This is a genomic window from Aeromonas sp. s8, assembly GCF_040907785.1.
Taxonomy (GTDB): domain Bacteria; phylum Pseudomonadota; class Gammaproteobacteria; order Enterobacterales; family Aeromonadaceae; genus Aeromonas; species Aeromonas veronii.
The window spans coordinates 176,802-200,841 of the sequence record NZ_JBFOCL010000015.1 but is presented as its reverse complement, the minus strand read 5'-3'; the positions used below and the strand labels follow the sequence as shown (position 1 = coordinate 200,841).

General features: G+C 60.8%; 22 protein-coding genes. 4 read left to right on the top strand and 18 right to left on the bottom strand.

All coding sequences use genetic code 11. The features are described 5' to 3' along the window. Positions 1 to 13: 13 nt before the first annotated feature. The 12 genes from AB5Y86_RS04845 to AB5Y86_RS04790 form a co-directional block, all read right to left on the bottom strand. Positions 14 to 2,152 (bottom strand): diguanylate cyclase, encoded by a 2,139-nt coding sequence (locus AB5Y86_RS04845; protein WP_368192278.1) that lies wholly within the window; start codon positions 2,150 to 2,152, stop codon positions 14 to 16. Continuing rightward, the gene (locus tag AB5Y86_RS04840; protein WP_368192277.1) at positions 2,149 to 3,342 is read right to left on the bottom strand and encodes an extracellular solute-binding protein; all 1,194 of its coding nucleotides are present in this window, start codon (positions 3,340 to 3,342) and stop codon (positions 2,149 to 2,151) included. Before AB5Y86_RS04840 ends, AB5Y86_RS04845 begins: the two co-directional genes overlap by 4 nt. A 162-nt stretch (positions 3,343 to 3,504) precedes the next feature. Next, a complete protein-coding gene (locus AB5Y86_RS04835) occupies positions 3,505 to 3,720 on the bottom strand; it encodes a YdcH family protein (protein WP_005337763.1) in 216 nt (71 codons plus the stop codon). 276 nt (positions 3,721 to 3,996) lie between these two features. Continuing rightward, complete coding sequence (locus AB5Y86_RS04830) at positions 3,997 to 4,608, bottom strand: hypothetical protein (protein ID WP_005337761.1); 612 nt, start codon at positions 4,606 to 4,608, stop codon at positions 3,997 to 3,999. Continuing rightward, entirely contained in the window at positions 4,605 to 5,966 is a 1,362-nt protein-coding gene (locus AB5Y86_RS04825; RefSeq protein WP_005361670.1) for an MATE family efflux transporter, read from the bottom strand. The genes AB5Y86_RS04830 and AB5Y86_RS04825 overlap by 4 nt, the downstream gene beginning before the upstream one ends. 108 nt (positions 5,967 to 6,074) lie before the next feature. Next, positions 6,075 to 7,898, bottom strand: a complete 1,824-nt coding sequence (locus AB5Y86_RS04820; RefSeq protein WP_021230679.1) for a SulP family inorganic anion transporter — start codon at positions 7,896 to 7,898, stop codon at positions 6,075 to 6,077. A gap of 71 nt (positions 7,899 to 7,969) precedes the next feature. Next, entirely contained in the window at positions 7,970 to 8,560 is a 591-nt protein-coding gene (locus AB5Y86_RS04815; protein ID WP_257686631.1) for a nucleotidyltransferase family protein, read from the bottom strand. Beyond that, complete coding sequence (locus tag AB5Y86_RS04810) at positions 8,547 to 8,807, bottom strand: GNAT family N-acetyltransferase (RefSeq protein ID WP_005337747.1); 261 nt, start codon at positions 8,805 to 8,807, stop codon at positions 8,547 to 8,549. The genes AB5Y86_RS04815 and AB5Y86_RS04810 overlap by 14 nt, the downstream gene beginning before the upstream one ends. A gap of 203 nt (positions 8,808 to 9,010) precedes the next feature. Next, on the bottom strand, positions 9,011 to 10,195 hold the full coding sequence (locus AB5Y86_RS04805) for an iron-containing alcohol dehydrogenase (protein ID WP_368192276.1): 1,185 nt from the start codon (positions 10,193 to 10,195) through the stop codon (positions 9,011 to 9,013). 18 nt (positions 10,196 to 10,213) lie between these two features. Next, positions 10,214 to 10,732 carry a hypothetical protein gene (locus AB5Y86_RS04800; protein ID WP_040094758.1) on the bottom strand — a complete coding sequence of 173 codons (519 nt, stop codon included), beginning with the start codon at positions 10,730 to 10,732 and terminating at the stop codon, positions 10,214 to 10,216. Beyond that, positions 10,713 to 11,333 (bottom strand): TetR/AcrR family transcriptional regulator, encoded by a 621-nt coding sequence (locus AB5Y86_RS04795; RefSeq protein WP_204419260.1) that lies wholly within the window; start codon positions 11,331 to 11,333, stop codon positions 10,713 to 10,715. Before AB5Y86_RS04795 ends, AB5Y86_RS04800 begins: the two co-directional genes overlap by 20 nt. Positions 11,334 to 11,344: 11 nt before the next feature. Further along, on the bottom strand, positions 11,345 to 12,790 hold the full coding sequence (locus AB5Y86_RS04790) for a coniferyl aldehyde dehydrogenase (protein ID WP_368192275.1): 1,446 nt from the start codon (positions 12,788 to 12,790) through the stop codon (positions 11,345 to 11,347). 212 nt (positions 12,791 to 13,002) lie between these two features. Here AB5Y86_RS04790 and AB5Y86_RS04785 point away from each other — a divergent pair, with 212 nt between their 5' ends. From AB5Y86_RS04785 to AB5Y86_RS04775, 3 genes are all read left to right on the top strand, one after another. Further along, a complete protein-coding gene (locus AB5Y86_RS04785; RefSeq protein WP_005353197.1) occupies positions 13,003 to 13,296 on the top strand; it encodes a hypothetical protein in 294 nt (97 codons plus the stop codon). Positions 13,297 to 13,516: 220 nt separating this feature from the next. Further along, a complete protein-coding gene (locus tag AB5Y86_RS04780; RefSeq protein WP_368192274.1) occupies positions 13,517 to 14,485 on the top strand; it encodes a nucleoside hydrolase in 969 nt (322 codons plus the stop codon). Between the two features lie 106 nt (positions 14,486 to 14,591). Beyond that, positions 14,592 to 14,927, top strand: a complete 336-nt coding sequence (locus AB5Y86_RS04775; protein WP_005353195.1) for a DUF3634 family protein — start codon at positions 14,592 to 14,594, stop codon at positions 14,925 to 14,927. 87 nt (positions 14,928 to 15,014) lie between these two features. Here the strand turns inward: AB5Y86_RS04775 and AB5Y86_RS04770 are convergent, their stop codons facing one another. Together AB5Y86_RS04770 and AB5Y86_RS04765 are read right to left on the bottom strand one after the other, a co-directional pair. Next, on the bottom strand, positions 15,015 to 16,220 hold the full coding sequence (locus AB5Y86_RS04770; protein ID WP_368192273.1) for a cytochrome c: 1,206 nt from the start codon (positions 16,218 to 16,220) through the stop codon (positions 15,015 to 15,017). Next, positions 16,217 to 18,142: an NAD(P)-binding protein gene (locus AB5Y86_RS04765; RefSeq protein ID WP_368192272.1), complete on the bottom strand. Its 1,926-nt coding sequence runs from the start codon at positions 18,140 to 18,142 to the stop codon at positions 16,217 to 16,219. The genes AB5Y86_RS04770 and AB5Y86_RS04765 overlap by 4 nt, the downstream gene beginning before the upstream one ends. A 366-nt stretch (positions 18,143 to 18,508) precedes the next feature. Between AB5Y86_RS04765 and AB5Y86_RS04760 the strand changes: the two genes are divergently transcribed. After that, entirely contained in the window at positions 18,509 to 18,883 is a 375-nt protein-coding gene (locus AB5Y86_RS04760; protein WP_005337730.1) for a DUF805 domain-containing protein, read from the top strand. An 82-nt stretch (positions 18,884 to 18,965) separates the two neighbouring features. Here AB5Y86_RS04760 and AB5Y86_RS04755 read toward each other — a convergent pair whose 3' ends face one another. The 4 genes from AB5Y86_RS04755 to AB5Y86_RS04740 all read right to left on the bottom strand — a co-directional run bounded on the left by AB5Y86_RS04755 (position 18,966) and on the right by AB5Y86_RS04740 (position 23,698). Then, positions 18,966 to 20,069, bottom strand: a complete 1,104-nt coding sequence (locus tag AB5Y86_RS04755) for an ElyC/SanA/YdcF family protein (protein ID WP_368192271.1) — start codon at positions 20,067 to 20,069, stop codon at positions 18,966 to 18,968. Between the two features lie 300 nt (positions 20,070 to 20,369). Then, complete coding sequence (locus AB5Y86_RS04750; protein WP_219264129.1) at positions 20,370 to 21,122, bottom strand: DNA/RNA non-specific endonuclease; 753 nt, start codon at positions 21,120 to 21,122, stop codon at positions 20,370 to 20,372. Between the two features lie 220 nt (positions 21,123 to 21,342). Further along, on the bottom strand, positions 21,343 to 22,188 hold the full coding sequence (locus AB5Y86_RS04745; RefSeq protein WP_368192270.1) for a universal stress protein: 846 nt from the start codon (positions 22,186 to 22,188) through the stop codon (positions 21,343 to 21,345). 19 nt (positions 22,189 to 22,207) lie between these two features. Further along, entirely contained in the window at positions 22,208 to 23,698 is a 1,491-nt protein-coding gene (locus tag AB5Y86_RS04740) for a SulP family inorganic anion transporter (RefSeq protein WP_368192269.1), read from the bottom strand. Positions 23,699 to 24,040: the final 342 nt, after the last annotated feature.

Here is a 24,040-nt window from a genome sequence, read left to right as displayed (position 1 = left end):
AGACCTCTGCTTTTTATCGCTGCCCCTGATAGAAGCGCGCCTTATTGGCATACATGGCGTCGTCAGCCACCCGGCTCAGCTCCGCCAGCGGGGTCTGGTCGCTGCTGCTCCAGCCGATGGCAAAACGCAGCGGGAAGCTGTGCTCCCCATGCTGCACGATGGCGTGCTGCTGGCTTGCCTCCAACCTGCCTGCCAGCTGCTGGCTGGCGAGGTGATCCGCCTCCGCCAGCAGTACGAACTCGTCGCCGCCGATGCGGAAAATCTTCTCATCCTGACGGCAGAGGGTGCGTAGCTGGCGAGCCATCTGGATTAGCAGGGCGTCACCAGCCTCGTGCCCATACTGGTCGTTGGTACGCTTGAGGCCGTTGAGATCGAGCATGAAGAGGGCGAGGTGACGCTCCGGATGGCGCGCCAGCACTGCTTGATAGTGGTGGAAAGCCTCTTCGAACGCCTGCCGGTTGGGCAGCCCGGTGAGGTTGTCGGTGCGGGCGACCCGCGCCAGCTCGTCGGTGAAGAGGCGCCCCTCGATGCCCACCGCCAACTGCTTGGCAAACAGCCGCAAGATGGCCCTGTCTTCGGACTCCAACCCTTCTGCGCTCACCATCAGATAGCCAAACAGCACGCCGCTTTGGCTGCCGGGCAGGGTCATGATCTTCCAGAGTGCGTTATCCCACTGGCATTCGGAGTGTTTGACCTCCTCATCCATCAGTTGAGCCAGTTTCTCCTGCAGGGCATCCCGCAAGGGGGCATCGACCCCCTGGGTCAGGGAGTAGTGAGGCTGGCCATCGCGGCGGATCACCAGCCCCCAGCGGTGGCCGGGATAGAGCTGCGAGAGTTGCAGCAGGGCGGAGCTGGCCAGCTCGGCAATATCGATATCCAGCTGCTGGTGCAGACCGAACTGCAACCAGGATTGCAGGATATGGCGGCTGCGCTCCTCCCGGCTCAGGGCCGAGCGCAGGGCGGTCGTTTGCGAGGCGACCTCTTGCTCCAGTTCGTCGTTGAAGCCGAGCAGCCGCTGGTTGAAGGCCTCTTTCTCGCTATTGGCCTGCTGCAGCTGTTCATTTTGCTGATAGAGCGCCCGCACCTGATCCGAGATGGTGCTGGCCATCTCCTGCAGCAACTGGCGCACCTCGTCGTACTCCACAAAGCGCAGCGGTGCCTGCCGTTGCTGGTAATTGCCCTTGCCATAGCTGCGCACCAGCGCGGCCAGCGAGCGCAGCGGTCGGGTGAGCCAGCGGGTGAGCCAGACGCAGCCGATGGCCACCAGCAGCAACATGACAGCGATGCTGACGGTCAGCAACTGCTGGGATTTATTGAGCTCGCTGACCCTGTCATTGCTGTAGCTGTAGAGGGTGATGGTGGGGGTGATCTCCTGCTCCAGCTGGGGCCAGCCAATGGCCAGGGGCTGCTCCATCTTGCTTGGTTCCCTGTCATCCATGGTGTTGGCGCTCTGGTGAGCCCCTTCGTAAAGACGGTTCTCGCCCTGGGAGATCACCAGATATTCGCTTCCCTTGAGATAGGGTTCCAGCAACTGGGCCATCTGCCGCCAGGGGAGAATGGCCATCACGAAGCCGGAAGGGGTCTGCATCACCCCTGCTCGCTGGTGATTGCGATAGATGGGGGCCACCAGCGCCAGCCCGCCGCTGCGGTTTTGCTCCATGTCGTCGACCAGTACGGGATCATTGACGGGGAGCAGCAGATGCTTGCCCTGTTTCGCCTCGCGGGTCTTGCCCCAGGCCATCAGCTGCGGCATCAGGTCGCTCGACTCGAGGTGGGAGGCCTGGCCATTGATGTACTCCACCACCAACCCCTTGTCATCGATGAGGTAGGCCGAGGTGAGCAGGCTGTTGGATTTGACAAAGGAGGCCAGCGCCAGCCGGGCATGGCTGGAGAAGAGAAAGTTGTCGAGGGCCTGATGGAGCACCCGATCCTGGCTGAGCTGATTGAGCTGGGTGCCGATCAGCTCGCTGCGAAAGCGGGCCTCGCGGGTCATGCTGGTGAGGGCCCGCTCCAGCTGTGACTGCTCGCTCTGGGCGATGATCTGGTGCTGGCGGATCAGCAGCACAGTGCTGGCCAGCAGCGCCGGCAGCAGGGCGACGGTGAACAGGATGATGATGAGGGTCGGGCCGAGCCGAAAGGTGCGATGTTTCATGGTGCTTTGACCTGCCGGTACTGCTGATCGGCCAGCTGCTGCATATAGCGGGCGGTGTCGGCGGCACTGATCCCCTCTTTAAAGCGCTCGAACCCTTTCTCCATCGCTTGCCAGGCGATGGACATGGCGCTGTCGGAGGGCATGGGGGTACTGAGGGTGAACTGCTCCAGCAGCACTTTTTCCTGAGGCGTGGGACGGCGGCTGATGGCGGTAAAAGCCTGCTGATTGACCGGCAGCAGCGCCCCCTGATGATAGATGAACTGCTGAATATCCTGACGCTGGATAAAGGCCATCAGTGCCTTGATGACGGGCTGGCGATCCTCATCGTCCATCGCCCAGCGGGAGGCTCCCAACACGTAGGCGCCGCTCATGGAGTGCATGGGATGGCTTTGCCAGCGGGGCAGCAGGGCGACGCCCAGCTTATCCCCCATGTTCTTCACCAGATCATTGAACGCCCAGTCCCCATTGATGAGGTAGGCGCTCTTGCCCTCATTGAAGCGGGCGAGGGCGGTGTCATAGTCGCACTCGGGATCGACCCACTGTTCGCTGACGACGGTGCGGTAGGCCTCCAGTGCCTGCACCATGGCCGGGCTGTCGAGGGTGATGCGCCCTTCGGTCACCGGCGAGCCGCCAAAGGTGTGTAAAAAGGCGGCGAAGTAGTACATGTCGTGATAGGGCCAGCTGACGGGGTAGACCCCCTTGGCCTTGAGTGCCGGGGTGATAGCTGTCAGTTGCTGCCATTGGGTCACCGGAGTCGAGACCAGCGCCTTGTTGTAAAACAGCATCAGATGGTTGCCCTGCATCATGGGCATGCCCCAGCGTTGCCGATCCAGGGTGACATAACGCAAGGCGCTGGCCATCAGCGCGGGGGAAAACCACTCGGCCGGGAGCGGGGCGAGGGTCATCTGGCGATAGAGGCCGATAAAATCGGAGGGGATTAGCATCAGATCGGGCAGCCCCCTGGCCTGAGCTGCCAGCAGGAGATCCGCCTTGATCTTGCCCGGCTCAATCTGGGTGACCCGTACTCTGTGGTTCCCCTCCTGATTGAAGCGGGCGATCACATCGTCGATCACGTAACCAGCCTGCTGGGAGTGCCACAGCTCCAGTTCAGGCTCCTGAGCCTGCAGGGGGTGGCTCAATGCGAACAGGCAAAGCAGCAAGAGATGATAAAAAGATCGTTTTCTGCTCATGTTATCATCACCGTTATTCCCTGAATTCCAAGGGAAAAATGTAACAAACTACCGGCAAGAACGGTAGGCTCGGGTGTCAACTAATTGACTGAAACAACAAAAAGCCCGGCGCGTGGGCCGGGCTGGGGGATAAATTGCTTATCCGCATATTCTTCGAGGCATCTATTGTGGATGTTGTTTGAGGATGTCGTATATCTCCTCTTTCAGTTTGAGTTTCTGTTTTTTCAGATCTCTCACCTCGGCGCTATAGTCGCTGGCGTGATGCTTTTCCAACTTTCTAATCTCCGCATCCAGGTCGTTGTGCAAGTCAAACTTCTTCTGGAAATGGACATCACTGCTCTTCAGTTTCGAGATGAGTTCTCTGTACTCTGGGAACATGTAATGGAGCCTCCTTGGTTTCGTTTGATTGTGCCTGTAAGACCAAAGCTACCCCTTAGTGCCGGGGATAAATGTGATCCTGATCGGATTTGGGGGCAATGATTTGGAGTATTCGGCGGGATATTTATAACTTGTTGAATCAAAACAAGATAAGTGATTTGTCAATCTGAATGGTGAGCCAAACTGTGTGACAAGTCACAACAGGGGCAGTGTTGGCGTGAGGGTGCAGGATCAAAAAAGGGGCCGAGTGGCCCCTTTTTATGGATGCAGGCAACGTTACTCTTTCTCTTCGTCCGCCTGCTCTTTTTTCTTTTTCTTCTCGGGCAGCGGCTTGCCGTCGCGGTGGATCACCTTGCCCGCTTCAAAGCCAATCTGGGCGGCCAGTTCCTCCAGGTCCGCCGACTTGGCCTGATCCCCGATGGCGTAGCGATAGTTGGCGATGGAGAGTTTGTCAGCCACCGGCGTGCCCGGGACGATAGGCTCGCGCCAGCCCTGGCCTATGTGGGCCACAAGGGTGCCGTTCATCAACAGCTCGCCGACGATCTCCTGGGTCGGATTGCCCTTGCCGTAGGTGAGACCCTGCGGGTGCTTCTTGCCGACCAGCGGCTCGTTGCTGGCGGGGATCAGCTTGGTGCGGATCAGCCACTTGGGCTTTTTGGTGTTGCCCACCGCCTTGCCGGTCTGGTACTCGTTGATCTTGATGGTCTTGATCATCTGGGCCATGAAGTCCTTGGTCAGCGCCTTCTGGGCGTCGCTGGTTTCATCGATGGCGATGGGGGCCACATACCAGGTCTGGGTGGCTTGAGCCTTGGGAGCGGCAGGGGCAGTTTGCGCCATGGCCAGGGGGCTGAGCAGGATGGCAGCCAGCAAGAGTCCTATCTTCTTCATTGTGATTCCGCTTTTGTTTCAACAAGAATTTTGTTTTGCCAGCGACGACTGCGCCAGCGCCAGAACATGGCCAGACCGCGCACCCACTCGTCGCAGGCCAGCGCCAGCCAGATACCGACCAGTCCATAACCCTGCATGATACCGAGGAAATAGGAGAGTGGCACGGCAATTCCCCACATGGAGAGCAACGCCATGTAGAGGGGGAAACGGGCATCCCCGGTGGCCCGCAGGGCGTTGATCACCACCAGATTGAAGGTGCGCCCGGGTTCGAGGATAAGGCTGATAAGAAACAGTTGCGCCACCTGAGTGATGATGTCGGCATCATCGGTAAAGAGGCTGATGATGGTGCGGCCATTGAGGGCCGCCGCCACGGCGATGACGCAGGTGACTGCCAGCCCCAGTTTGAGACTCTTGAGCAGCTGTTGATAGGCGCGATCGAACTGTCTTGCTCCCGCCAGATGGCCGATGATGATCTCGTTGCCAAGGCCGATAGAGAGGCCAAACAGCAGGATAAACAGGCAGATCTGGAAGAAGTAGGATTGGGTCGCCAGCGCCTTGTCACCCAGCAGTCCGACAAAGGCTGTCACCACCATAAACTGCAGCATCCAGGAGAGGTTCTCCCCTGCCGCCGGCAGGCCGATATGGAGCACCTTGCCCAGCATCTCCCGGCTGGGGTGGACGATATCGCGCACCACCAGTCGAATGCCGGTCTTGCGGGCCACCAGCCACACCAGCAGCACCACGCCGACCAGTCGGCCCGCGACCGTGCTGATGGCGACACCGGCGACCCCCAGCTGGGGCAAGCCGAACCAGCCGTAGAGCAGCAGCAGGTTGCCGACGAAGGTGATGAGGTTAACGATCAGGGTCACATACATCGCCTGGCGGGTGTGGCCGTGAGCGCGCAGGGTGGCTGCCAGACAGAGGGCTGCCGCTTCCGGTAACAGGCAGAGACCGATGATCTGCAAGTAAAGCGTCCCGTCGCTCATCAGGTTGGCAGGCAGGTTCATCAGCGCCAGCATGGTGCTGGCCCCCGCCATCACGCCAATGGCGGCCACCAAACCGATCAGCAGGTTGAAGCCGATGGCGGTGTGGATCACCACCCGACTCTTCTCCCGATCGCCGGCCCCCAGATACTGGGTGATCACCACGCTGGTACCGATACTGACGAAGCTGAACAATGTGATGGCGAGATCGAACACCTGATTGCCGACCGCCAGTGCCGCGACCCCCTGATAGGAGACATGACCCACCATGAAGGTATTGAGGGCACCCGTCAGAAAGTGCAGGGCGAGATCGATAAAGAGCGGCCAGGTCAGCGCAAATAGCGTGCCCGGGCCTGCGTGGGATTGAGATTGCATGGCATGTCCAACAGCTGGGAGGGCACGGGGGAGAGCCCTCTGGGGGCGCATTTAACACCAAGGCCAAGGCCGGTGCAATCCTTGTGCAGGATTGCACCGGCCAGGGGATCAGGCAGGCGTGGCGCCCGCCTCCTGTTCGCTTGGCAGGGTGAGGCGAGCCGAGTCGGGCAGGGCATCATCCTGCGGCCAATTCGAGCGGATGGCATCTGTGGTGCTCTCCACCACCGCATCATCCTTGAACACCGGCTCGCGATAGCAGCGGGTCAGGCGCAGCGCCTGATACATGTCGGGGCAGAGGATGATCCCCTCATCGCCTACCCGCACGCCAGCCTGCTTTAACCAGTGAGTCATCTGGCCGTGGCGACCCGCCATCACCATATGGATGCCGCGCCGTTTCAGCTCTTTGTGCAGCTCTCCCACCATGCTCATCACGCTGATGTCCTGATGGGTGAAGCAGGCGACCGCATCGATCACCAGACACTTGGGGGCTCGGGGATCCTGTACCAGCAGGGCCAGCACCCGCCGCTTGAAATAGGGGGCATTGAAGTAGGTGAGCGGCGAGTTGAAGCGATAGACCAGAATACCCGGGATCGCCTTGGCCTGTTCATTGTCCCCCAGGGTGCGCACCACCCCCTCGTCATCCATGCCGAGCAGCTGGTCGGTGGGGCGCATCACATTGCGCAGGAACTGGAACAGCCCCAGCAACACGGCGAGTGTGATCCCGGGGATCACTCCCATGGTGAGCACGCTGATAAAGGTGACCAGCGCCAGCCAGAAGGCGGATCGATCGGAGTGGCGCAGGGCCCAGAGACCGCGAAAATCGGTGAGCGACAGGGAGGCCATCACCAGCACCACCCCGAGGGCGGCGGTGGGAATATATTTGAGCGGCGCCGTCAGATAGAAGGTGATGAGGGCGATCACCGCCGCAGCGATGATGGAGACCAGCTGGCTCTTGCCGCCGTTGGCGTCGTTGACCGCGGTGCGTGAATCCGCGCCGCTGATGGCGAAACCCTGGGAGACCGCGGAGGCGAGGTTAGCCATACCGAGGGCCCGAAACTCCTTGTCCGCGTCGATTTCGTAACCGTTTTTGGCTGCAAAGCTGCGGGCGGTCAGCATCATGGAGACGAAGCTTACCATGGCGAGGTTAAGGGCTGGCAGCACCAGCTCCCGCATCAGGCCGGGGGGAAATTCCGGCATCTGGAAGGCGGGCAGGCCGGAGCCCACCGTCCCCAGGGTGGCGATATCAAACTGGCCGAGATTAAAGCCCCACACCAGCGCAGCGGTCACCACCATGGCCACCATGGAGGAGGGCCATGCCGGTTTGTAGCGCTTGGCCAGCAGCAGGGTGAGCAGGGCCACCAGACTCATGGCCAGGGTCGGCAGATGGGTCTGGGTAATATAGGTAGCCCCGCTGGCGATCCGCTCGATGAGGTAACGTTCGCTGAAAGTGAAGCCGAAGATCTTGGAGAGCTGGCCCACCATGATGGTGATGGCCACACCATTGAGCAGCCCCATCAGGATGGGGCGGGAGAGAAAGTCCGCCAGCACTCCCAGCTTGAAGCGGCTGGCAATCAGGCACCAGAAGCCGGTCATGGCGGTCATGGTCATCACCAGTTGCCAGTGACGGGTTGGGTCGCCTGCGGCCAGCGGCGTCACCACGGCGGCGATGACCGCACAGGTGGCGGCATCAGGGCCGACGATCAGCTGGCGGGAGGTGCCGAACAGGGCGTAGACCAGCATGGGCAGGATACAGGAGTAGAGACCGACGATAGCACCCACTCCGGCGAGTTCTGCATAGGCGATGGCGACGGGCAGCGCCACGGCCGCCACCGAGAGTCCGGCGCGAAGATCTGGCATCAACCAGGCGCGCTGGTAATGCAGCAGGGCGGCGAGGCCCGGTAGCCAGCGTTCGAGAGAGAAGAAGTCGCGCATTATTTAACCCATTGAGTTACAACCAGCTTTTCCCCTAGTGTGCCCAAGGTTATCGAAAGATTGCAATCAGGTTATGGCCAGTTTACCTGAAGGTCAGGCCAGATAGCCTGCCAGCGTTTCTCCTTGATGCGCTGGGTAAAAATCTGTTTGTCCTGGCGACATTTGGGGTTGGCACTCACTTGCAGCGACCAGTTGATGGTAAAGCCGTAGGGGGCAAGCCACTCGAACTCGCCATCCTGGGTGAGGCGTACGCCGATGCAGGTGGGCACCTCGACCCAGTGGCTGAGCGCCTCAAGGCTGCTGGCAAACGGCGCTAACAGCTGGCGAGTGTGCATGCGGGCCTGATTGCGCACCTCCCACTGCTGGCCGGGCAGGCGTTTGGCGAGCCAAGCTTCGTGCTCCGCTTCGGCCAGCCCTTGCGGATCGGCTTTATCGAGATAGATAAGGTCGATATCGTTGAGCGGGGTGGGCGCCGCCTTGTGGTGAAGGTGATCCCAGATGAGGTTGCGGATAAAACCGGCTCCCAGCGCCCAGTCGGGCAGATTGAGCTCGGCCGCGGCTTGCAGGCAGGCCATCCGCTGCGGATCGGCCCGCAGCAGGGCTTCTGTTTTGGCTTGGAATTGCTGTTCGAGGACGGTGTTCAGAGGTTCAGTTGTTGGCATTGCGGCGTAACCAGACATCAATGTAGCGGCAGCTCGGCACTATAGTGAGTCCCTCCGCCTGAGTCCAGTTGAAGAAGGCACGCGCCAGCTGATCGGCAATCCCCTGCACCCGCAGCTCGGGCGGTACGAAGGTGCTGTAGGCGTCGATGGTCTTGGCATCGAGCCGCCGGTAGCGCAGTCTCGACTCTTTCCCCTCCACCATACAGATGAACTGCTGCTGGTTGGCCTGATGGATGATGTCGCTCATGGTGGGCACCTCTGGCATAAAGTTGGGTCTCTCGGCACAACATAACTGTTAGCCAAGGTATAGAACAGATAATGAGAGCCCGTGGTCAATATCATCCCCCTTTGACAGAGGGCGCATCGATATCGCGATGCAGATCAAGGTGCCCGATGGTGAGTCGGGCACCGCGTTAGTGTCAACACAAGAGTGTTGGCAAAGGGGCGGGATCAGGCCCAGGCTCGCTCCAACAGAGTGAGTAACTGCTCACGGTCGGCGTCCTTGCGATTGAACAGAAGGGCGCCGTCGTTGATCGCCAGATCGCGGATCTCGGTCAGTAGCGAGCGATCGCTTACCCCAGCCTCGCTCATGGTGCGCGGCAGCTTGACCGCTTGCCACAAGGTGTCGCGCAGGGAGCGAATGGCTGTGATGGTCGCCTCCGCCCGCTGATGGGCCGGGGTGGCAGCAAAGCGCTCAGCTCCCACCAGCGGCAACAGCAGCCGGGCCAACTCGCTATCCACCTCGGGGCGGTTGTAGTCGAGCACGGTCGGCAAAAAGAGGTTCATGCACAGACCGTGGGGCAGATGGCAGCGGGCTCCCAGACTGTGGCCGAGGGCGTGCACCAGCCCCACCATGGAGTTGGAAAAAGCCATGCCAGCCAGCGTGGAGCCTTCCGCCAGTTGCAGCCGCAGCTGTTTGTTTTGCGGGTCGTGGATGATTTGCGGCAGGGCGCTGGCGATCTTCTCCACTGCCATCAGGGCCAGCGTATCGCTCACCGGGTTCTTGGCGGTACCGATAAAGGCCTCGATGGCGTGGGTCATGGCGTCCATGGCAGTGGCGGCGGTGATATTGAGGGGCAGCCCCTGGGTCATGCGCGGGTCTAACACCGCCAGCTGGGGCAGCAGGAAGGGTGAGGTGAAGGGCACCTTGCGCCCGCTTGCCTCATCCTTGATCACTGCAACCAATGTCACTTCTGATCCTGTGCCCGCCGTGGTGGGCACCACCGCCAGCGGCTTGAGGGGACGGGTCAGGCAACCGGCGCCCGAGTAGTCGAGCAGATGATCCCCCCCCATGGAAGTGAGAATGTTGACTGCCTTGGCGGTGTCGATGACCGAGCCGCCCCCCAGCGCCACCAGACTGTCGCAGTCGAGCTCGCGATAGCGTTTGGAGATCCGCTCCACCACGGCGGTGGAAGAGTCGGCCGGGATCTCGTCCCAGATGGCGGCAACCGGCAGCTCCCCCTCGGCCAGCACATTGGCCAGCAGGGTGGCAAGGCCGGTGGCATTGACCCCCTTGTCGGTCAGCAGCAGCGGGCGACGAGCTCCCAGGCTGGCCAGCTCGCTGGCCAGCTGCTCCAGCGCCTGTTCACCGGCCAGCAGTTTGACCGGGCAGAAGAAATCGTAATAGCGGCTCATTTCAAGGCTCCTTTCGCGTTAGCCGGTCACCAGACCCAGATAGATGTTGCAGGCCCGGCCGATCTTGTTGGTCGGGGCGGGATAGTGGCGCAGCAGCGGCCGCGCGATAAAGGCGGGCAGGATCAGGGACTGCAACTGCTCAAGCCCCCGCACCAGATGCATGGCGACGGTCAGGTCTCCCTCCACCAGCAGCCGGTTTTCGCCAAATGCCTGATTGACCCCGAGCCGAAAACTCAGGGCGCGAAAGGCGATATTGGGATGCTTGAAGCGCACCCGCAGCGGATGGATGGTGGCATGGGGTGCCGCCGGCGCGCCGGGATACCAGCGCCCACCCTGCTTGTGCATGTTCATGGCGTAGCCGATGCCGCCCACTTCGAGGCGGATTGCCAACCCGTCCGGCAACGGCGCCAATTCGCGGCGTACCGCCTCATCGGTGCGGGCGGCGCGACAGAGGGTGCGACCCACCACCCAGAGCAGAGTGGTGATCCAGAGGCGGCGGCCAAGGGCGGCCGCAGGTTCAAACATCCGTGTTTGCATGGGGATTGGCTCCTGAGATAGCGGACCAGAAGAGGGCGAACGCACTGGCTTGCCAGTAGTCGTCCTCTCCCAGCTCCGGTTGATCGACAAACAGTGATGCGCAGGCGAGGAACTGGCCCTGACACACCTCCAGCAACAGTGGCGCGGGGGCCTGCATCAGCTCGCCGCTGGCCTGCCCCTTTGCCAGCAGAGCAGGCAGAAAGCGCAGGGCATCGTTCAGGATCTGGCTGCGGGCCGGTCTGGCCAGCAGCGGAGAGTGAAAGAAGCCCAGCACGAATTTGAGCTCATTGGGATGCGCGAGCATCCACCCCATCGCCAGCTGCCAGTAGTGGCGGGTCTGGTCGTACAGCGACAGGGTGGGATCCGCTTCATGGATGGCGCCCCCCATCCGGGTCTTTACATCCTGATAGAGGGCGAGGATCAGCGCCTCCTTGCTCGGAAAGTGGTGGAACAGAGTACCGTTGGCCACCCCGGCCGCCTTGGCGATACGGGCGGTGGCAGCCCCCTGCAGGCCATCTTCGGCGCAGAGGGCGAGGGCGGCATCCAGGATCTGGCGGCGCTTGTCGGTCATGGTTTGTGGCTGCGGGATAGCCTGGTGCATGGTCATCTCCATCAGCGCAGGAAGAAGGCCATCATCAGCTTCTGGATCCAGCTGTGGTAGGGGGGATGGATCAGGGAGCCGGTAGTGAACTTGCCGCGGGTCAGCACGGTTTTCGCCTTGGAGAAGGTAAGAAACCCCTCGTGGCCGTGGTAGTGGCCCATGCCGGAGGCGCCGATGCCGCCAAACGGCACATCGTCGGCCGCCACCTGAAACAGGCTCTCGTTGATCGCCATGCCGCCGGAGTGGGTCTCCCGGGTCACTCGCGCCTGCAGCTCGGGGTCGAAGCTCATCAGATAGAGGGCCAGCGGGCGGGGCCGCTCAGCAACATAGGCGAGCGCCTCCTCCAGAGTGTCGTAGGGGATAAGCGGTAGCAGCGGCCCGAAGATCTCCTGCTGCATCACCTGACACTGACTTGGTACCACGGTCAGCAGGTGGGGCACCAGCAGGCGGCGCTGGTCGTCGCGGGCCGGGCTGCCACAGGGGTGGAGCTGGGCTCCCGCCTGCTCGGCTTCATCCAGCCAGCTGACGAGGCGCTGATACTGGCGGTCATTGATGATGGCGCCGTAGTCGCCGCTATTGAGCCCCTGCGGGTAGAGCTTGCTGAAGTGGCGGCGATAGGCGGCGATAAAGTTATCCACCTCGCTGCGGGGCAGCAGCACATAGTCGGGGGCGACGCAGATCTGTCCGGCGTTGAGGCTCTTGCCGAAGATCATCCGCTCGACCGCGGTGGCGACCGGCATGTCGGGGGCGATGAGACAAGGGCTCTTGCCACCCAGCTCAAGGGTGAGGGGGGTGAGCTGGGGCGCGGCGGCGGCCATCACCAGCTTGCCCACCATGGTGGAGCCGGTAAAGAGCAGGTGATCGAACGGCAGTGAGCTGAACGCCGCCGCCATCTGGGCATCTCCTTCGATGATGGCGATCTCGTTTTCGTCAAATACGCTGGTGAGCATGGTGCGCAGCACGGCATTGGTATGGGGAGTGAACTCGGAGAGTTTCAGCATCGCCCGGTTGCCCGCCGCGATGGCGGTGATGAGGGGGCCAAGGCTCAGCATCACCGGAAAGTTCCACGGCACGATAATGCCGACCACCCCGAGTGGCTGGAAGTGCACCTCTACTTTGGCGGGGGCCAGCAGCAGGCCGGTGTGGCGGCGGTGGGGCTGCATCCAGCGTTTGAGCCGCTTCTGGGTGTAGTTGATCTGCATGATGCAGGGCAGCACATCAGCGATCAGGCTGTCGTAGTGGCTGCGCTGGCCATAATCTGCCGCCAGCGCCTTGCACAGCTGCCCCTTGTGGGCGAGCAACGCCTGTTTGAGTTTGGTCAGCTGCGCCCGGCGCTCGGCCAGGGTAGGCATGGGATGAGCCAGACTCGCCCGCTTGAGCCGTGCCAGCTGATCCGGCAGGGACAATTTGATGGCGAGGATATCCTCAGGAGTGTGTTGAAGCTGCGCCGCACCCATGTTGTTCTCCGCATGAAAAATGACCGACTGATTAGTCGGTCTAAATCTAGCTGTTTGTTACCGGAATGTAAAGCTGGCAAGCTGTCTGCCGTTCACCAATATCCTGACGCAAGAGAGAACTGTGTGTCTCCCCACACTTTTGTGGTTTGCTCGTTGGTGGCTTATCTAATAAGGGGTAGTTTTTGGCTATTAACCTACACGGAGAGAGCACTATGACCAGGGAACTGAACAGCTTGTTGGCCCGGCTTGAAGATGTGGTTGAGCGGATGCCGGATTGCTTCAACACCTACGAATTCGCCCAGAAGCTGGCACTGCAATATCAGCCGGAATTCTTTGCCGCGGGCCACTCTCTGGCCGAGCACGAGGGCAAGGTACTGCGGGTGCTGCACCAGAAGATCGCCGAAGCGCTGGCAGGCAGCGAGATGGTGATTGAAGGGGCGCTGCTCCCCTGCGTCACCCCCTGGGGGGAGAAGGCGACCTCACCGCGCTGGCACCGCAAGCACTGAGGGGCGGAGTAAGGCAGATCACTGCCAGATAGCAGATAACGAACAACGATAAAGGGCGCGGTGCTGGCAACAGGGCCGCGTTTTTTTATGCAGATTGTCGTCAGCAGCGTGTCGTTGTCGGGAGCAAAGGCCCGCTCTGTGATCCCATGCCGGGATATGGGGGTGTCAGCCGGGTAGACTCTCCCTTTTGTCGCAGGGTTTGTCACCGTAGGAATTTCTCATGACCCATAAAATCATTCTGGATACCGATCCGGGTATCGACGATGCCATGGCCATCCTGTTTGCCGAGGCCCACCCCGCCATCGACCTGCTTGCCATCACCACTGTTTTTGGTAACGCCACCATCGACAATGGCACCCGCAACGCCCTCTGGCTCAAGCAGAAGTACGGCATGAAAGCAGATGTGGCCAAAGGCGCTGCCGCCCCGCTGCTGCGCGAGCCGGTCGGCCCTACCACCATAGTCCACGGCCCGAGCGGCTTTGGCGACATGGAGGCGGGGGAGGTGACTATCGCTCCGGATCCCCGCCCCGCTTGGCAATATATTGTCGAGGCGGTGAAAGCCGCGCCGGGGGAGATTACTCTCGTCACTATCGGTCCGCTCACCAATCTGGCGCTGGCGCTGCAACAGGCGCCCGAGATTGTCTCGCTGGTGAAACAGGTGGTAGTAATGGGCGGCGCCTTTGGCGTCAACGGCCATCGCGGCAACGTCACCCCCTATGCCGAGGCCAATATTCACGATGATCCCGATGCCGCCGACCGGGTCTTTACCGCCGACTGGCCTGTGGTGATCATCGGGCTGGATGTGACCCAGCAGAGCGTCTTCAGCAGCGTCTATCTGGATGAGCTCAGGGACAAGGCGGGGGAGCCGGGCCGCTTCCTGTGGGATGTCAGCCGCTTCTACCTGCGCTTCTACTCCGAGAAGCTGGGGCTATGCGGTTGTCATGTCCACGACCCGTCCGCCATCGCCTATGTGATTGATCCGACCCTCTTTACCCTGCGCGAAGGGCCGGTGCGGGTTATCACCAGCGGCCCGGCCATCGGCCACACCCTGCAAAAGTTCGATGGCAAACGCCACTCCCACGATGATTGGGCAGCCTATCGTCCGCAGCAGGTCGGGGTGGCGGTGCGCGATGAAGCCTTGCTGGCGCTCTATCGCGAGACGCTGGTGGGCTGGGGCAAGGATTGCTGAGCAAAGGGGCGCTATTGCGCTGACGCGGGGGCTGTGATCGGCGCCAAACAATCGGAGCGCACGGCCGCTTATACTGCCTTATATCAAGAGCTTGGGAGGGATGAAGATGGCCTGGATTTCCTTGATAGTGGCGATTGCGCTGATCTGGTGGTTGATGAAGCTGGGGCGTGGCGCCCTGTTCGAGATCCGTCTTGCACCCGGCAAGGTAGTGGTCAAGCAGGGCAAGGTGTCACCCGCCTTTATTGAGCATGCCAAGCAGATCCTGCGCCACGACACGGTGCGCGGTCGCATTGTGGGGCAGCGTGATGGCGATGGCGTGAAGCTGATCTTCTCCCGCTCCATCCCCGAACCGGTGGCCCAGCGGTTTCGCAATATCTTCCCCTATGGCGATTACCGCCAGCCAACGGCGCCACTGCCGGGGCCAAAATCCCGCAAGGGATAAGCACCGGAACGTGGTTAATCAATAGCAAACGGGCCTCCAGTGGAGGCCCGTTTTTATGGCACTTGGCCAAGAGAGAGCCGACAGCCCTTACTCCTTGCCGTGCAGCTCGCGCTGGGCCTTGACCGCCGCCGCCTTGACGGCGGTGCCTTCATTGCCCCAGGAGGCGCGCAGGGTGTTGACCAGCTCGGCGAGCCGCTCGTCATCCATGGTCCAGCCATAACCCGGCATGTGGTAACCCAGATGGCCGTGGGTGACCGGTGTCTCGGCGCCGTGCAGCAGCACGTTGATCAGGCTCGACGGATCGCTCGCCAGCACGGTGCGGTTGTTGACCAGCGAGGGAATGACGTGGTCATTGCCCTGGCCGTTGACCCCGTGACAGGTGGAGCAGTACATGGCGTAGTCCGCCTTGCCGCTGGCACTGGCGTAGGCACGGGCCCCTTTCTCCACCACCGGTTCATCTTTCAGATCGGTCAGATAGGTGGCGATGCTGGCCAGATCGGCGTCGCTGAAATACTGGCTGCTGTGAGTGATCACTTCCCCCATGGGGCCCGCGACAGCTTCATGCTGGCTGCGGCCGGTTTTCAGCAGGTCGATCAGCGCCTGCTTGCTGTAACGGCTGCCGCGAATATCGGGGGCATACCAGCCATCCAGCGCAGCACCGCTCAGGTAGACGGGATCCGCCTCGGTCAGCGCTTTCTCCTGCATGCCAAGCCCGCGCGGAGTGTGGCAGCTGCCGCAGTGGCCGGCACCCTGCACCAGATAGGCGCCGCGGTTCCACTCTTCGCTCTTGCCCGCCACCGGGGTGAAGCGGCTGTCATCGTGATAGACCCAGTTCCAGCCCATCAGCGGCCAGCGCATGTTGAGGGGCCAGGGGATGTCACTTTCCTTGTTGGCGATGGCCAGCGGCTGTACCTCCTTCATCAGATAGTGATAGAGATCTTCGAGATCCTTATCGCTCATCTTGGCGTAGGCGGTGTAGGGCATGGCCGGATAGAGGCGATGGCCATCGCGGGCCACCCCTTCACGCATTACCTTGATGAACTCCGGCAGGCTGTAGTTGCCGATACCGTGGGTCTTGTCGGGGGTGATGTTGGTGGCAAATACGGTGCCGATGGGGGTCGGGAACCCTTTGCCGCCCGCCAGCGACTTGCTGGTTTCGCTGGTGTGACAGGCAGCGCAATCGCCCAGCTTGGCCACGTACTCGCCTGCCGACATGGCGGGGGCTGCGTTGGCGGCAAGGGCGGGCAGGGCTAGCAGCAGGGCGCTGGCGGTCAGTGACAGGGCGCGGTTCATTGGGCACCTCCCTTGCTCATGGCTACCAGCTCGTTGACGGCGCGCCACGCTTCGTCGATGGCGGCGTGAGCGTAGGGGCTCCAGCCTGCATCCGAGTTGGCGATGGTGATGTTGCCGATCGGCTGGCGACCCAGTTCAACCCATTTTTCGCACTGCGCTTCGTCATCAAACAGGGTGTTGGTGACATAGGAGTAACCGTGAGACCAGCGGTTGACCGTGATGGCGAGGATATCCTGCTCATGGTTGAAACCGGCGCTGCCGAGCATCCCCTGCAACTGCTCGCGGATCATCTGCTCATGCTGTTCGAACGGCATGCCGAGGATCATGGCGCGCCCCTTGCGGGACTGTTCGCGGGCCGACAGACCGCTGCCCGGCAGGGTCGGCACATAGACCATGTGCAGGCACATCGGCTGATCCGGGCTCTTGGGATGCTCGTAGCCACCCATGCTGACCGGATAGTCGAGCTTGACCCGGCTGTAGGGTGCGGCGGGGGAGTAGATCTCGTGTACCCCCAACTTGACGAAGGCTTGCCAGTTCTTGATCACCACCTTGGTGTAGACCAGCGGCGCCTTGGCATTCTGGCGCAGCGCCTCCTTCTGGGGCTCCGGCATCTCGGGCACCATGTAGGGGATCATCATGTTGTAGCCAGCCATGATCGACTGCTTGGCCCGCACCCGGTGCAGTTTCCCCTCCTTGATGTAGGTGACATCCACTGCCAGCTTGCCGTCGGCGAGGCGCACGTTTTTGGCCTGCAACGCCGTGCTGCCAAGGCGCAGTTGCACCTTGTGCTCAGGCAGGTCGAGTTTGCTGTAGTCAAACTTGGCCAGCACCACATCCTGCATGGTGTGACCCGGCGCCACCTGCGGAATGAGCTTGCGTACCATCAGGCGGGTGAGACCGGCGTTGCCATCAGGGAAGTGGAAGATGTAGGGATCGTCCAGCTCCGCCTGCTCCTCGGCATCCAGCGGCGTCAGATTGAGGCCGTCGAAACCCGGCAAGGCGCAGAGGCGCGCATCGGCGCAGGCGGTGGCGTCGATGCCGACCGCCTGGAAATCGTTGGTGCGCTGCTGGAAGTAAGTGATCGCCCGCTCGCTGAGACCCACTTTATCGCGCAGGAAGGTGGTGTAGCTGTTGCGGGTCACCCACTCGTCCTGCTGCTCGCGGGTCATGCCGCTCAGGTAGTCTATTTTCGATTCGTGCAGGGCCAACAGGGCGGCCTTGTCGGCATCATCGAGGGGGAAGTCACCGATAAACTCTGCCAGCGGACGACCGTTCAGGCGATCGCGCGGGATATCGTCCGCCACGTTGTGGCCCGGATCCCCGTTCACTATCTTGTTGACGCCAAAGTGCTTCTCGTCGAAATAGACGCCGCGGCTCAGCCCCAGATCCGGATAGAAGGTCTGCTGGAAACCGGCGGCCAGCTCGTCGATGTTGACCTCCAGCGCCTTGAGCAGACCGAGCGCAACCGGGCTGTAGACCGAACGCGGTGATTGCAGGGACTCACTGCCGCCGTAACCCAGACGCAGGCCATCGGGGGTGGTGAACTCGTTGCGCTTGGCGTGGCCGCCGAAGTCATCGTGGTTGTCGAGTAGCAGGATCTTCTTATCCGCGCCGAGCAGTTGCTGATAGAAGCAGGCGGCGGCCAGGCCGCTGATCCCGGCGCCGACGATCACCAGATCGTACTCCCCCTCGAGGGAAATATTGGTAAAGTCATACTGCTTGCCGTCACGGGCGATGCTGTGGGCCGGTTCGAAAGAGCCCGGGTGGTTACCGCGTAGGCCGGTGAGGGCGGGCGGGTAGGCCAGGGTTTTATCCGCCAGCGTGCTGCCGCCTTCGGCAGCCTTGAGCAGATTGATGGGGGCGACGCCTGCCGCAATGGTGATGGCAACGCCGTTGAGAAAATCTCTGCGTGTAATACTCATGGCTATCCCTGTGTTAGGAGAAGTAATGAATAAGTGGATTCATTATGGGAGGGAGACACAGATCCTGTTCAGGATTGGGCGCCGAATCTACCGCTATCCTCACGCTGAGTCCATACGATTGCTAATGGATTATTAAGCACCATTTTCCTGCTTGTGACGAGAGTGATGCGCTGATGGAGGTGATTTACCCTGTTGCAGGGCAAATTATTTTCCGGCTCGGTCGGTCAATGATTGCCGCAGCTGATTAGTTTGGGAGACGTTCGGGCATCATTGTCGACTCGGGGGGATGATCGCGCTAAGCTCTTAACTACTTGTTTTATCGACTCTCTTTTTATTCATAGGCATAAAGGCCACTCAGGAGGCGTAATGAACTGGTACATCTCGGTCCTCAAGCAATATGCGGTATTCAGCGGGCGGGCCCGTCGCACCGAATACTGGATGTTCGTGCTGTGCAACGTCATCGTCATGCTGCTGCTCGGCATGGTGGACAAGCTGATCGGCGGCGACAATGAGCTGATCAGCTCCATCTATTCGCTGGCGGTGCTGCTGCCATCGCTGGCGGTGGCGGCCCGTCGCCTGCACGATACCGACCGCAGCGCTTGGTGGCTGCTGCTCGGGCTTATCCCCATTATCGGCACCCTGGTGCTTATCTACTTTATGGTTTGCAACGGTCAGCAGGGGCCAAACCGCTTCGGTGACGATCCCAAAGCGGCCCCCTCGCAGGGCTTTATCGTCAGCTAACGGGCGCGGCTTGGCCAATCATCGGTCAATAAAAAGAGAGGGAGGCATCACGCCTCCCTCTCTTTTTCGTGTTGATGGCCGATCAACGCTCGATCAGCGGGGCGGAGCGGTAGCTCCACATGCCATAGGTGCGCAGGGCGTCGCGGTAGATGCCGAGCAGCTCGCTCTCGCTCGGGGTGGCCAGCTCTTCGAGAGGCTTGTCGGGGTAGCTGACGCTCGCCACCTTGATGTTGGCTGGGCCAATCTGGTCGCAGGCGATTTCCAGCACCGTCTGACCGCGGCGCACATGGCTGGCGGAGCTTACCAGCACCGCATAGTCAATCTGGTGGCGGGCGAGGGCATAGGCGCTGTAGAGGGCGTTATCCACCGTGCTGGTGGCGTAGTTCTCTTCAATCAGGCGGCTGCGGTCGATGCCGTGGTTGGCCAGCCAGTCAGCCATCAGCTTGCCCTCGGTCTGGCGGTTCTGGGGCACGCCGCCAGTCAGGATGATCAGCGCCTCTGGGTCGGCTTTGGCCAGCTCAAGGGTGGTTTGCAGGCGGCCCAGCAGGATCTTGTCCATGCTGCCGTCGGGATTGAGGGCGTAGCCCAGGGTGACGATGGCGCGTTTGCCCTCCTTGGTGGCCTTGAGCTGATCCCCGGTCAGTTCGGTTTGCAGCGGGGCGGCGGTGATCCGCTGCACCCGGGCGATGATCTCCTCCAGATCGGCGGCGCGGCCACTGTTGCGATCCGCCACTTTCGCCAGATAGCTGCGGGAGGCCTCCTTGTTGCCTTTCACCAGCTGCCAGATGGCGAGATAGCTGTTGATGTCGAGATCATCGGGGGCGACGGCCTGCGCCTGCTCCAGCAAGGTGATGGCGCGGCTCAGGTTGCCGTTGTAGATCTGGGCGTTGGCCGCCGAGATGAGCAGGTCGGTGCGGTAGGGTTCAAGCTGGTAGGCGGCCAGCAGCCGCTCGGTCACCAGCTCCATATTGCTCGGCATCTTGGCGGTAAAACCGGCGTGGGAGATCTTGGCTGGCGACTTGTAGATCTGCAGCGCTTCGCCGAGCAGCATGTCCACCGCCTGGCGTTTGCTGACCAGGGTATTGAGGTCGTGCTCCATTTGCATCGAGCTCTCGGCCGCTTGCAGGGCGAGGGGCGAGAGCGCCAGCAGGCCGCCGAGGGTGAGGGCAAGAAGGGTCTGTTTCATCAAAAGGTCCTCTGTCGGGCTGAATCGCGCCGTGGCGCAGCGGCTTGTGGGCCGATGGGATAAGGCAAATGTGCGTCAATTCAGTCTGTTAGTGCCAAAGAGAGAGCAATATAGCAGCTAACGGTGCGGTAAACTGTGAGTCGGGGCGAGTCGTCGGGTTATGCCACACCAGTGGCCGCAAAAATGGCCGCAACGGGTCAGCAGCCATCTGAAAAGGGCAGGGGGAGCGTGACTCCCCCTCCCTCTATCGCGATGCAAGACTGATGGCGTCTGAATCTATCTGCTGACGAGTATTCGCGGTCAGTTCCACATCGGGGAGATGCGGGCTTCCAGCGTCTCTTGCTGCTCTTCGGGCATATCGCTGAAGAAGTTGAGTTGGGTCTGCTCCTCCACCTCGCGTACCGAGACCCGGTAGTCGGCGATCTGGCTGATGGGCACCTCTTCCTGCGGCATGATAAAGGCGATGGCCTGCAGTCTGGCCGGATCCATCACGATCTTGTAGTAGGCGCTCGGGATCGCCACACCCTGACCGATGGACTCTTCAGAGCCGGTAAAGATGGGGCCGGTGATCACCTGCACATCCTTGCGGGAGACCGCCCACTTGTTCACCTTATCCTCCAGCACGCGCCACGCCTTCTGGTTGAGCACCCCGATCTGCGGTGTCATGTTGCTCAGCAGGAAGCTCTCTTTCATGGTGTTCTTGTTCGATTTCATGTCCCCCGCCGGGGCCTGATGGCCACGGTCGTAGCCCGAGCCCTTGTAGTCGGAGAGGGTGGCGCGGTAGGCGACCGGGATCTCCCTGTCCTCGGCGAAGGCATCCTTGCGCGGCACTGTGCCCTGTGCGCTCTGGGCGGTCATTCGGTAGGAGACCCAGTCCGCCACCTTGTAGTCGTAGTTGTAGCCGACGGCATACCCTTCACGGCAGAGCTTCTGATCCGATTCGGAGGGCAGACCAAAGCGCACGTGGTCGCCACACGTCCAGTGGGCGGCCAGCAAGGGGGTGGCAGTGAGGGTGAGGGTAACAGCCAGAACCAATTTATTGATTTTTATCATTTTTGTGATGCTCCAGTTTAGTAGGCGGAGCCATTTGACATTAGATCTGACTAGCGCTTCAATTGCTGTTTTTTTACACTTCACCGTTCTGTGACGGCTCGCCAAGATCCGTGATGTGACTGGTTAATATGTTTTAAATCAGTGGCTTGGTCGGTGGGATGATGTGCGGTTGCTCGGTCGGCAACGAAAAGGGGCCCGTGATGGGCCCCTTGAATGGTCGCTATCTCAGCAATAGCAGAGAGGTATGGCTGGTTTTCAGTATCCCCGTGGTGGTGCTCCCCACGATGAACTGTCGAATGCGTGAGTGGCCATAGGCCCCCATCACGATAAGGTCGCAGCCCACTTCGGTGGCATGCTGGCAGATAACGGGCACCACATCCCCTTGCAGCAGTCTGGTTGTTACTTTGATGCCCGCACTTTTCAACACCTGCTTGGCCTCTGCCTGCTGGCGTGTGTGCTCGTCACCCGGTTCGCCGACCATCACCAGCTCACACTCAAGCCCCTTGAGCAGAGGACTGCTTGCGATCAACTCCAGCACCTTCTTGGCGGTCGGGCTGGCGTCATAGGCAAACAGGAAGCGGCTTGGGGCCTGAAAGCCCGGCTGCACCACCATGATGGGGTTGGTCAGGGAGCGGATGACGTTCTCGAGATGGCTGCCAATCAGCTCGTGGGCATGGGTCATGCCCTGCTTGCCCATGATCAACATCCGCATACCGGATGAGAGCTCCTGGGTTGTCTCGACCAGCTGGCCGTGGCGTTGCAGGGTCTCGACCCCTGACATCCCCAAATCAGCAAGATATTCCTTGCCACTGTTCAGCAGAATGCGCCCTTGTTCATGGGCGAGGCGGCTGCGTTGGTGATCCAGCTCGGCGAGCTCCTGTAGCAGGAGCTCACGACTGCCAAGTCCAATATTGCCGGAGAGATCGCTGTGCCCTTCAAATTCACTTTTTTCCAATACGTGCAGCAGGGTGATAGGTAACCCAGTATTGATAGATGCCCATGCTGCTGCATCACACACTGCTGTCATGGCAAGGGAGCCATCGATACATGCAAAAATATTTTTCATGATAAATTCCTTTTTGTGATCAGTGGCCAGCCAGCAGCTTTTCAACTTCTTCCGGTTTGTCGTGCACGCCAAAGCGGTCAACGATAGTGGCGCTTGCCTCGTTCAAACCAATCAGCTCAACGTCTGTGCCCTCACGGCGGAACTTGATGACCACCTTGTCCAGTGCGGTGACGGCGGTGATGTCCCAGAAGTGGGCGTGGGTGAGGTCGATCACCACTTTCTCTACCACCTCCTTGAAGTCAAATCCGGCAAAGAACTGCTCGGCACTGGCGAAGAACACCTGGCCCCGCACCTGATAGGTGCGTACCTCGCCATAGCGCTCGCTGTCGCTCTTGACCAGCATGAAGCGGGCAACCTTGTTGGCAAAGAACAGGGAGGCGAGCAGTACCCCGACAAATACCCCGAGCGCCAGGTTATGGGTAGCGACGACCACTGCCACTGTTGCGATCATCACGATATTAGTGGAGAGCGGGTGCTTCTTGAGATTACGAACCGACTCCCAGGAAAACGTCCCGATAGAGACCATGATCATCACGGCTACCAGGGCTGCCATGGGGATCTGGCGGATCCACTCATCCATGAAGACCACCATCAGGATGAGCAGGGTGCCAGCGACAAAGGTGGAGAGGCGGCCACGGCCACCGGATTTGATGTTGATGATGGACTGACCAATCATGGCGCAGCCCGCCATGCCACCCATCAGGCCCGCGCCGATATTGGCAATTCCTTGGCCCTTGCACTCGCGATTACGATCGCTCTGGGTATCGGTGAGGTCATCGACGATGGCCGCCGTCATCATGGATTCGAGCAGACCGACCACGGCCAAACCTGCGGAATAGGGGAAGATGATCGCCAGCGTCTCCAGATTGAGTGGCACCTCCGGCCACAGGAAGATGGGCAGGGTATCGGGTAGCTCGCCCATATCGCCCACGGTGCGGATATCGATGCCCATGGTAATAGCGACTGTCGTCAGGATCACGATGCAAAGCAGCGGAGAAGGCACCAGCTTGCCCACCACCGGAATCAGCGGAAACAGATAGATGATGCCAAGGCCCGCCACCGTCATGGCGTAGACTTGCCAGGTGACGTTGGTGAGCTCAGGCAACTGGGCCAGAAAGATGAGGATCGCCAACGCATTGACGAAGCCGGTCACCACGGAGCGGGAGACAAACCGCATTAGGCTGCCCAGTTTCAGGTAACCCGCTGCGATCTGGAGTACCCCGGTGAGCAGGGTCGCGGCCAACAGATATTGCAGGCCATGCTCTTTCACTAGGGTCACCATCAACAGCGCCATGGCGCCGGTGGCGGCCGAGATCATACCGGGGCGACCGCCTACAAAGGCGATAACCACGGCGATACAGAAGGAGGCATAGAGGCCGACCTTGGGGTCAACGCCGGCGATGATGGAGAAGGCGATGGCTTCCGGGATCAGCGCCAGCGCCACCACGGTGCCGGCCAGCAGGTCGGCTCGGATGTTGGAGAACCACTCTTGTCTTGCACGTTCCAGCATGGGGGATTTTCTCGCTTGTTCGGGATCCACTGCACAACGCATCCACTGACCAAGGGGTCAGATGGCGTTTTGGCAGGATCGGATTGTTGTATTGGTAAGTGACGGATGAACAAAAACGCTCCGGTTGTGATAACCAGAGTCAGGCGGCAGGTGCCGCGAGGGGCGGGGTTATGGCGGCGTTACGGTCACGCCAGTATGCGTCTTGATCATAAGGCCGCGGATAATAGCAGAGCTGTGCCGGAGGAGGTAGCCAATCTGTTCGTTGACATCTGATCGATGGGCCAAAACAGCGTGCGGTTGCACCCAGAGGTGAACGGGCGTGGGCTCCCTATTGATTAGTCG

Excerpts from the sequence above, each read along its gene's own strand:
- AB5Y86_RS04750 (WP_219264129.1), bottom strand. The coding sequence starts at position 21,122 with ATGATAAAAATCAATAAATTGGTTCTGGCTGTTACCCTCACCCTCACT.
- AB5Y86_RS04765 (WP_368192272.1), bottom strand. The coding sequence starts at position 18,142 with ATGAGTATTACACGCAGAGATTTTCTCAACGGCGTTGCCATCACCATT.
- AB5Y86_RS04785 (WP_005353197.1), top strand. The coding sequence starts at position 13,003 with ATGACCAGGGAACTGAACAGCTTGTTGGCCCGGCTTGAAGATGTGGTT.
- AB5Y86_RS04770 (WP_368192273.1), bottom strand. The coding sequence starts at position 16,220 with ATGAACCGCGCCCTGTCACTGACCGCCAGCGCCCTGCTGCTAGCCCTG.
- AB5Y86_RS04820 (WP_021230679.1), bottom strand. The coding sequence starts at position 7,898 with ATGCGCGACTTCTTCTCTCTCGAACGCTGGCTACCGGGCCTCGCCGCC.
- AB5Y86_RS04795 (WP_204419260.1), bottom strand. The coding sequence starts at position 11,333 with ATGCACCAGGCTATCCCGCAGCCACAAACCATGACCGACAAGCGCCGC.
- AB5Y86_RS04775 (WP_005353195.1), top strand. The coding sequence starts at position 14,592 with ATGGCCTGGATTTCCTTGATAGTGGCGATTGCGCTGATCTGGTGGTTG.
- AB5Y86_RS04780 (WP_368192274.1), top strand. The coding sequence starts at position 13,517 with ATGACCCATAAAATCATTCTGGATACCGATCCGGGTATCGACGATGCC.
- AB5Y86_RS04755 (WP_368192271.1), bottom strand. The coding sequence starts at position 20,069 with ATGAAACAGACCCTTCTTGCCCTCACCCTCGGCGGCCTGCTGGCGCTC.
- AB5Y86_RS04805 (WP_368192276.1), bottom strand. The coding sequence starts at position 10,195 with ATGAGCCGCTATTACGATTTCTTCTGCCCGGTCAAACTGCTGGCCGGT.
- AB5Y86_RS04740 (WP_368192269.1), bottom strand. The coding sequence starts at position 23,698 with ATGCTGGAACGTGCAAGACAAGAGTGGTTCTCCAACATCCGAGCCGAC.
- AB5Y86_RS04815 (WP_257686631.1), bottom strand. The coding sequence starts at position 8,560 with ATGCCAACAACTGAACCTCTGAACACCGTCCTCGAACAGCAATTCCAA.
- AB5Y86_RS04830 (WP_005337761.1), bottom strand. The coding sequence starts at position 4,608 with ATGAAGAAGATAGGACTCTTGCTGGCTGCCATCCTGCTCAGCCCCCTG.
- AB5Y86_RS04835 (WP_005337763.1), bottom strand. The coding sequence starts at position 3,720 with ATGTTCCCAGAGTACAGAGAACTCATCTCGAAACTGAAGAGCAGTGAT.
- AB5Y86_RS04825 (WP_005361670.1), bottom strand. The coding sequence starts at position 5,966 with ATGCAATCTCAATCCCACGCAGGCCCGGGCACGCTATTTGCGCTGACC.
- AB5Y86_RS04745 (WP_368192270.1), bottom strand. The coding sequence starts at position 22,188 with ATGAAAAATATTTTTGCATGTATCGATGGCTCCCTTGCCATGACAGCA.
- AB5Y86_RS04760 (WP_005337730.1), top strand. The coding sequence starts at position 18,509 with ATGAACTGGTACATCTCGGTCCTCAAGCAATATGCGGTATTCAGCGGG.
- AB5Y86_RS04810 (WP_005337747.1), bottom strand. The coding sequence starts at position 8,807 with ATGAGCGACATCATCCATCAGGCCAACCAGCAGCAGTTCATCTGTATG.
- AB5Y86_RS04840 (WP_368192277.1), bottom strand. The coding sequence starts at position 3,342 with ATGAGCAGAAAACGATCTTTTTATCATCTCTTGCTGCTTTGCCTGTTC.
- AB5Y86_RS04790 (WP_368192275.1), bottom strand. The coding sequence starts at position 12,790 with ATGGGTGCGGCGCAGCTTCAACACACTCCTGAGGATATCCTCGCCATC.
- AB5Y86_RS04845 (WP_368192278.1), bottom strand. The coding sequence starts at position 2,152 with ATGAAACATCGCACCTTTCGGCTCGGCCCGACCCTCATCATCATCCTG.
- AB5Y86_RS04800 (WP_040094758.1), bottom strand. The coding sequence starts at position 10,732 with ATGCAAACACGGATGTTTGAACCTGCGGCCGCCCTTGGCCGCCGCCTC.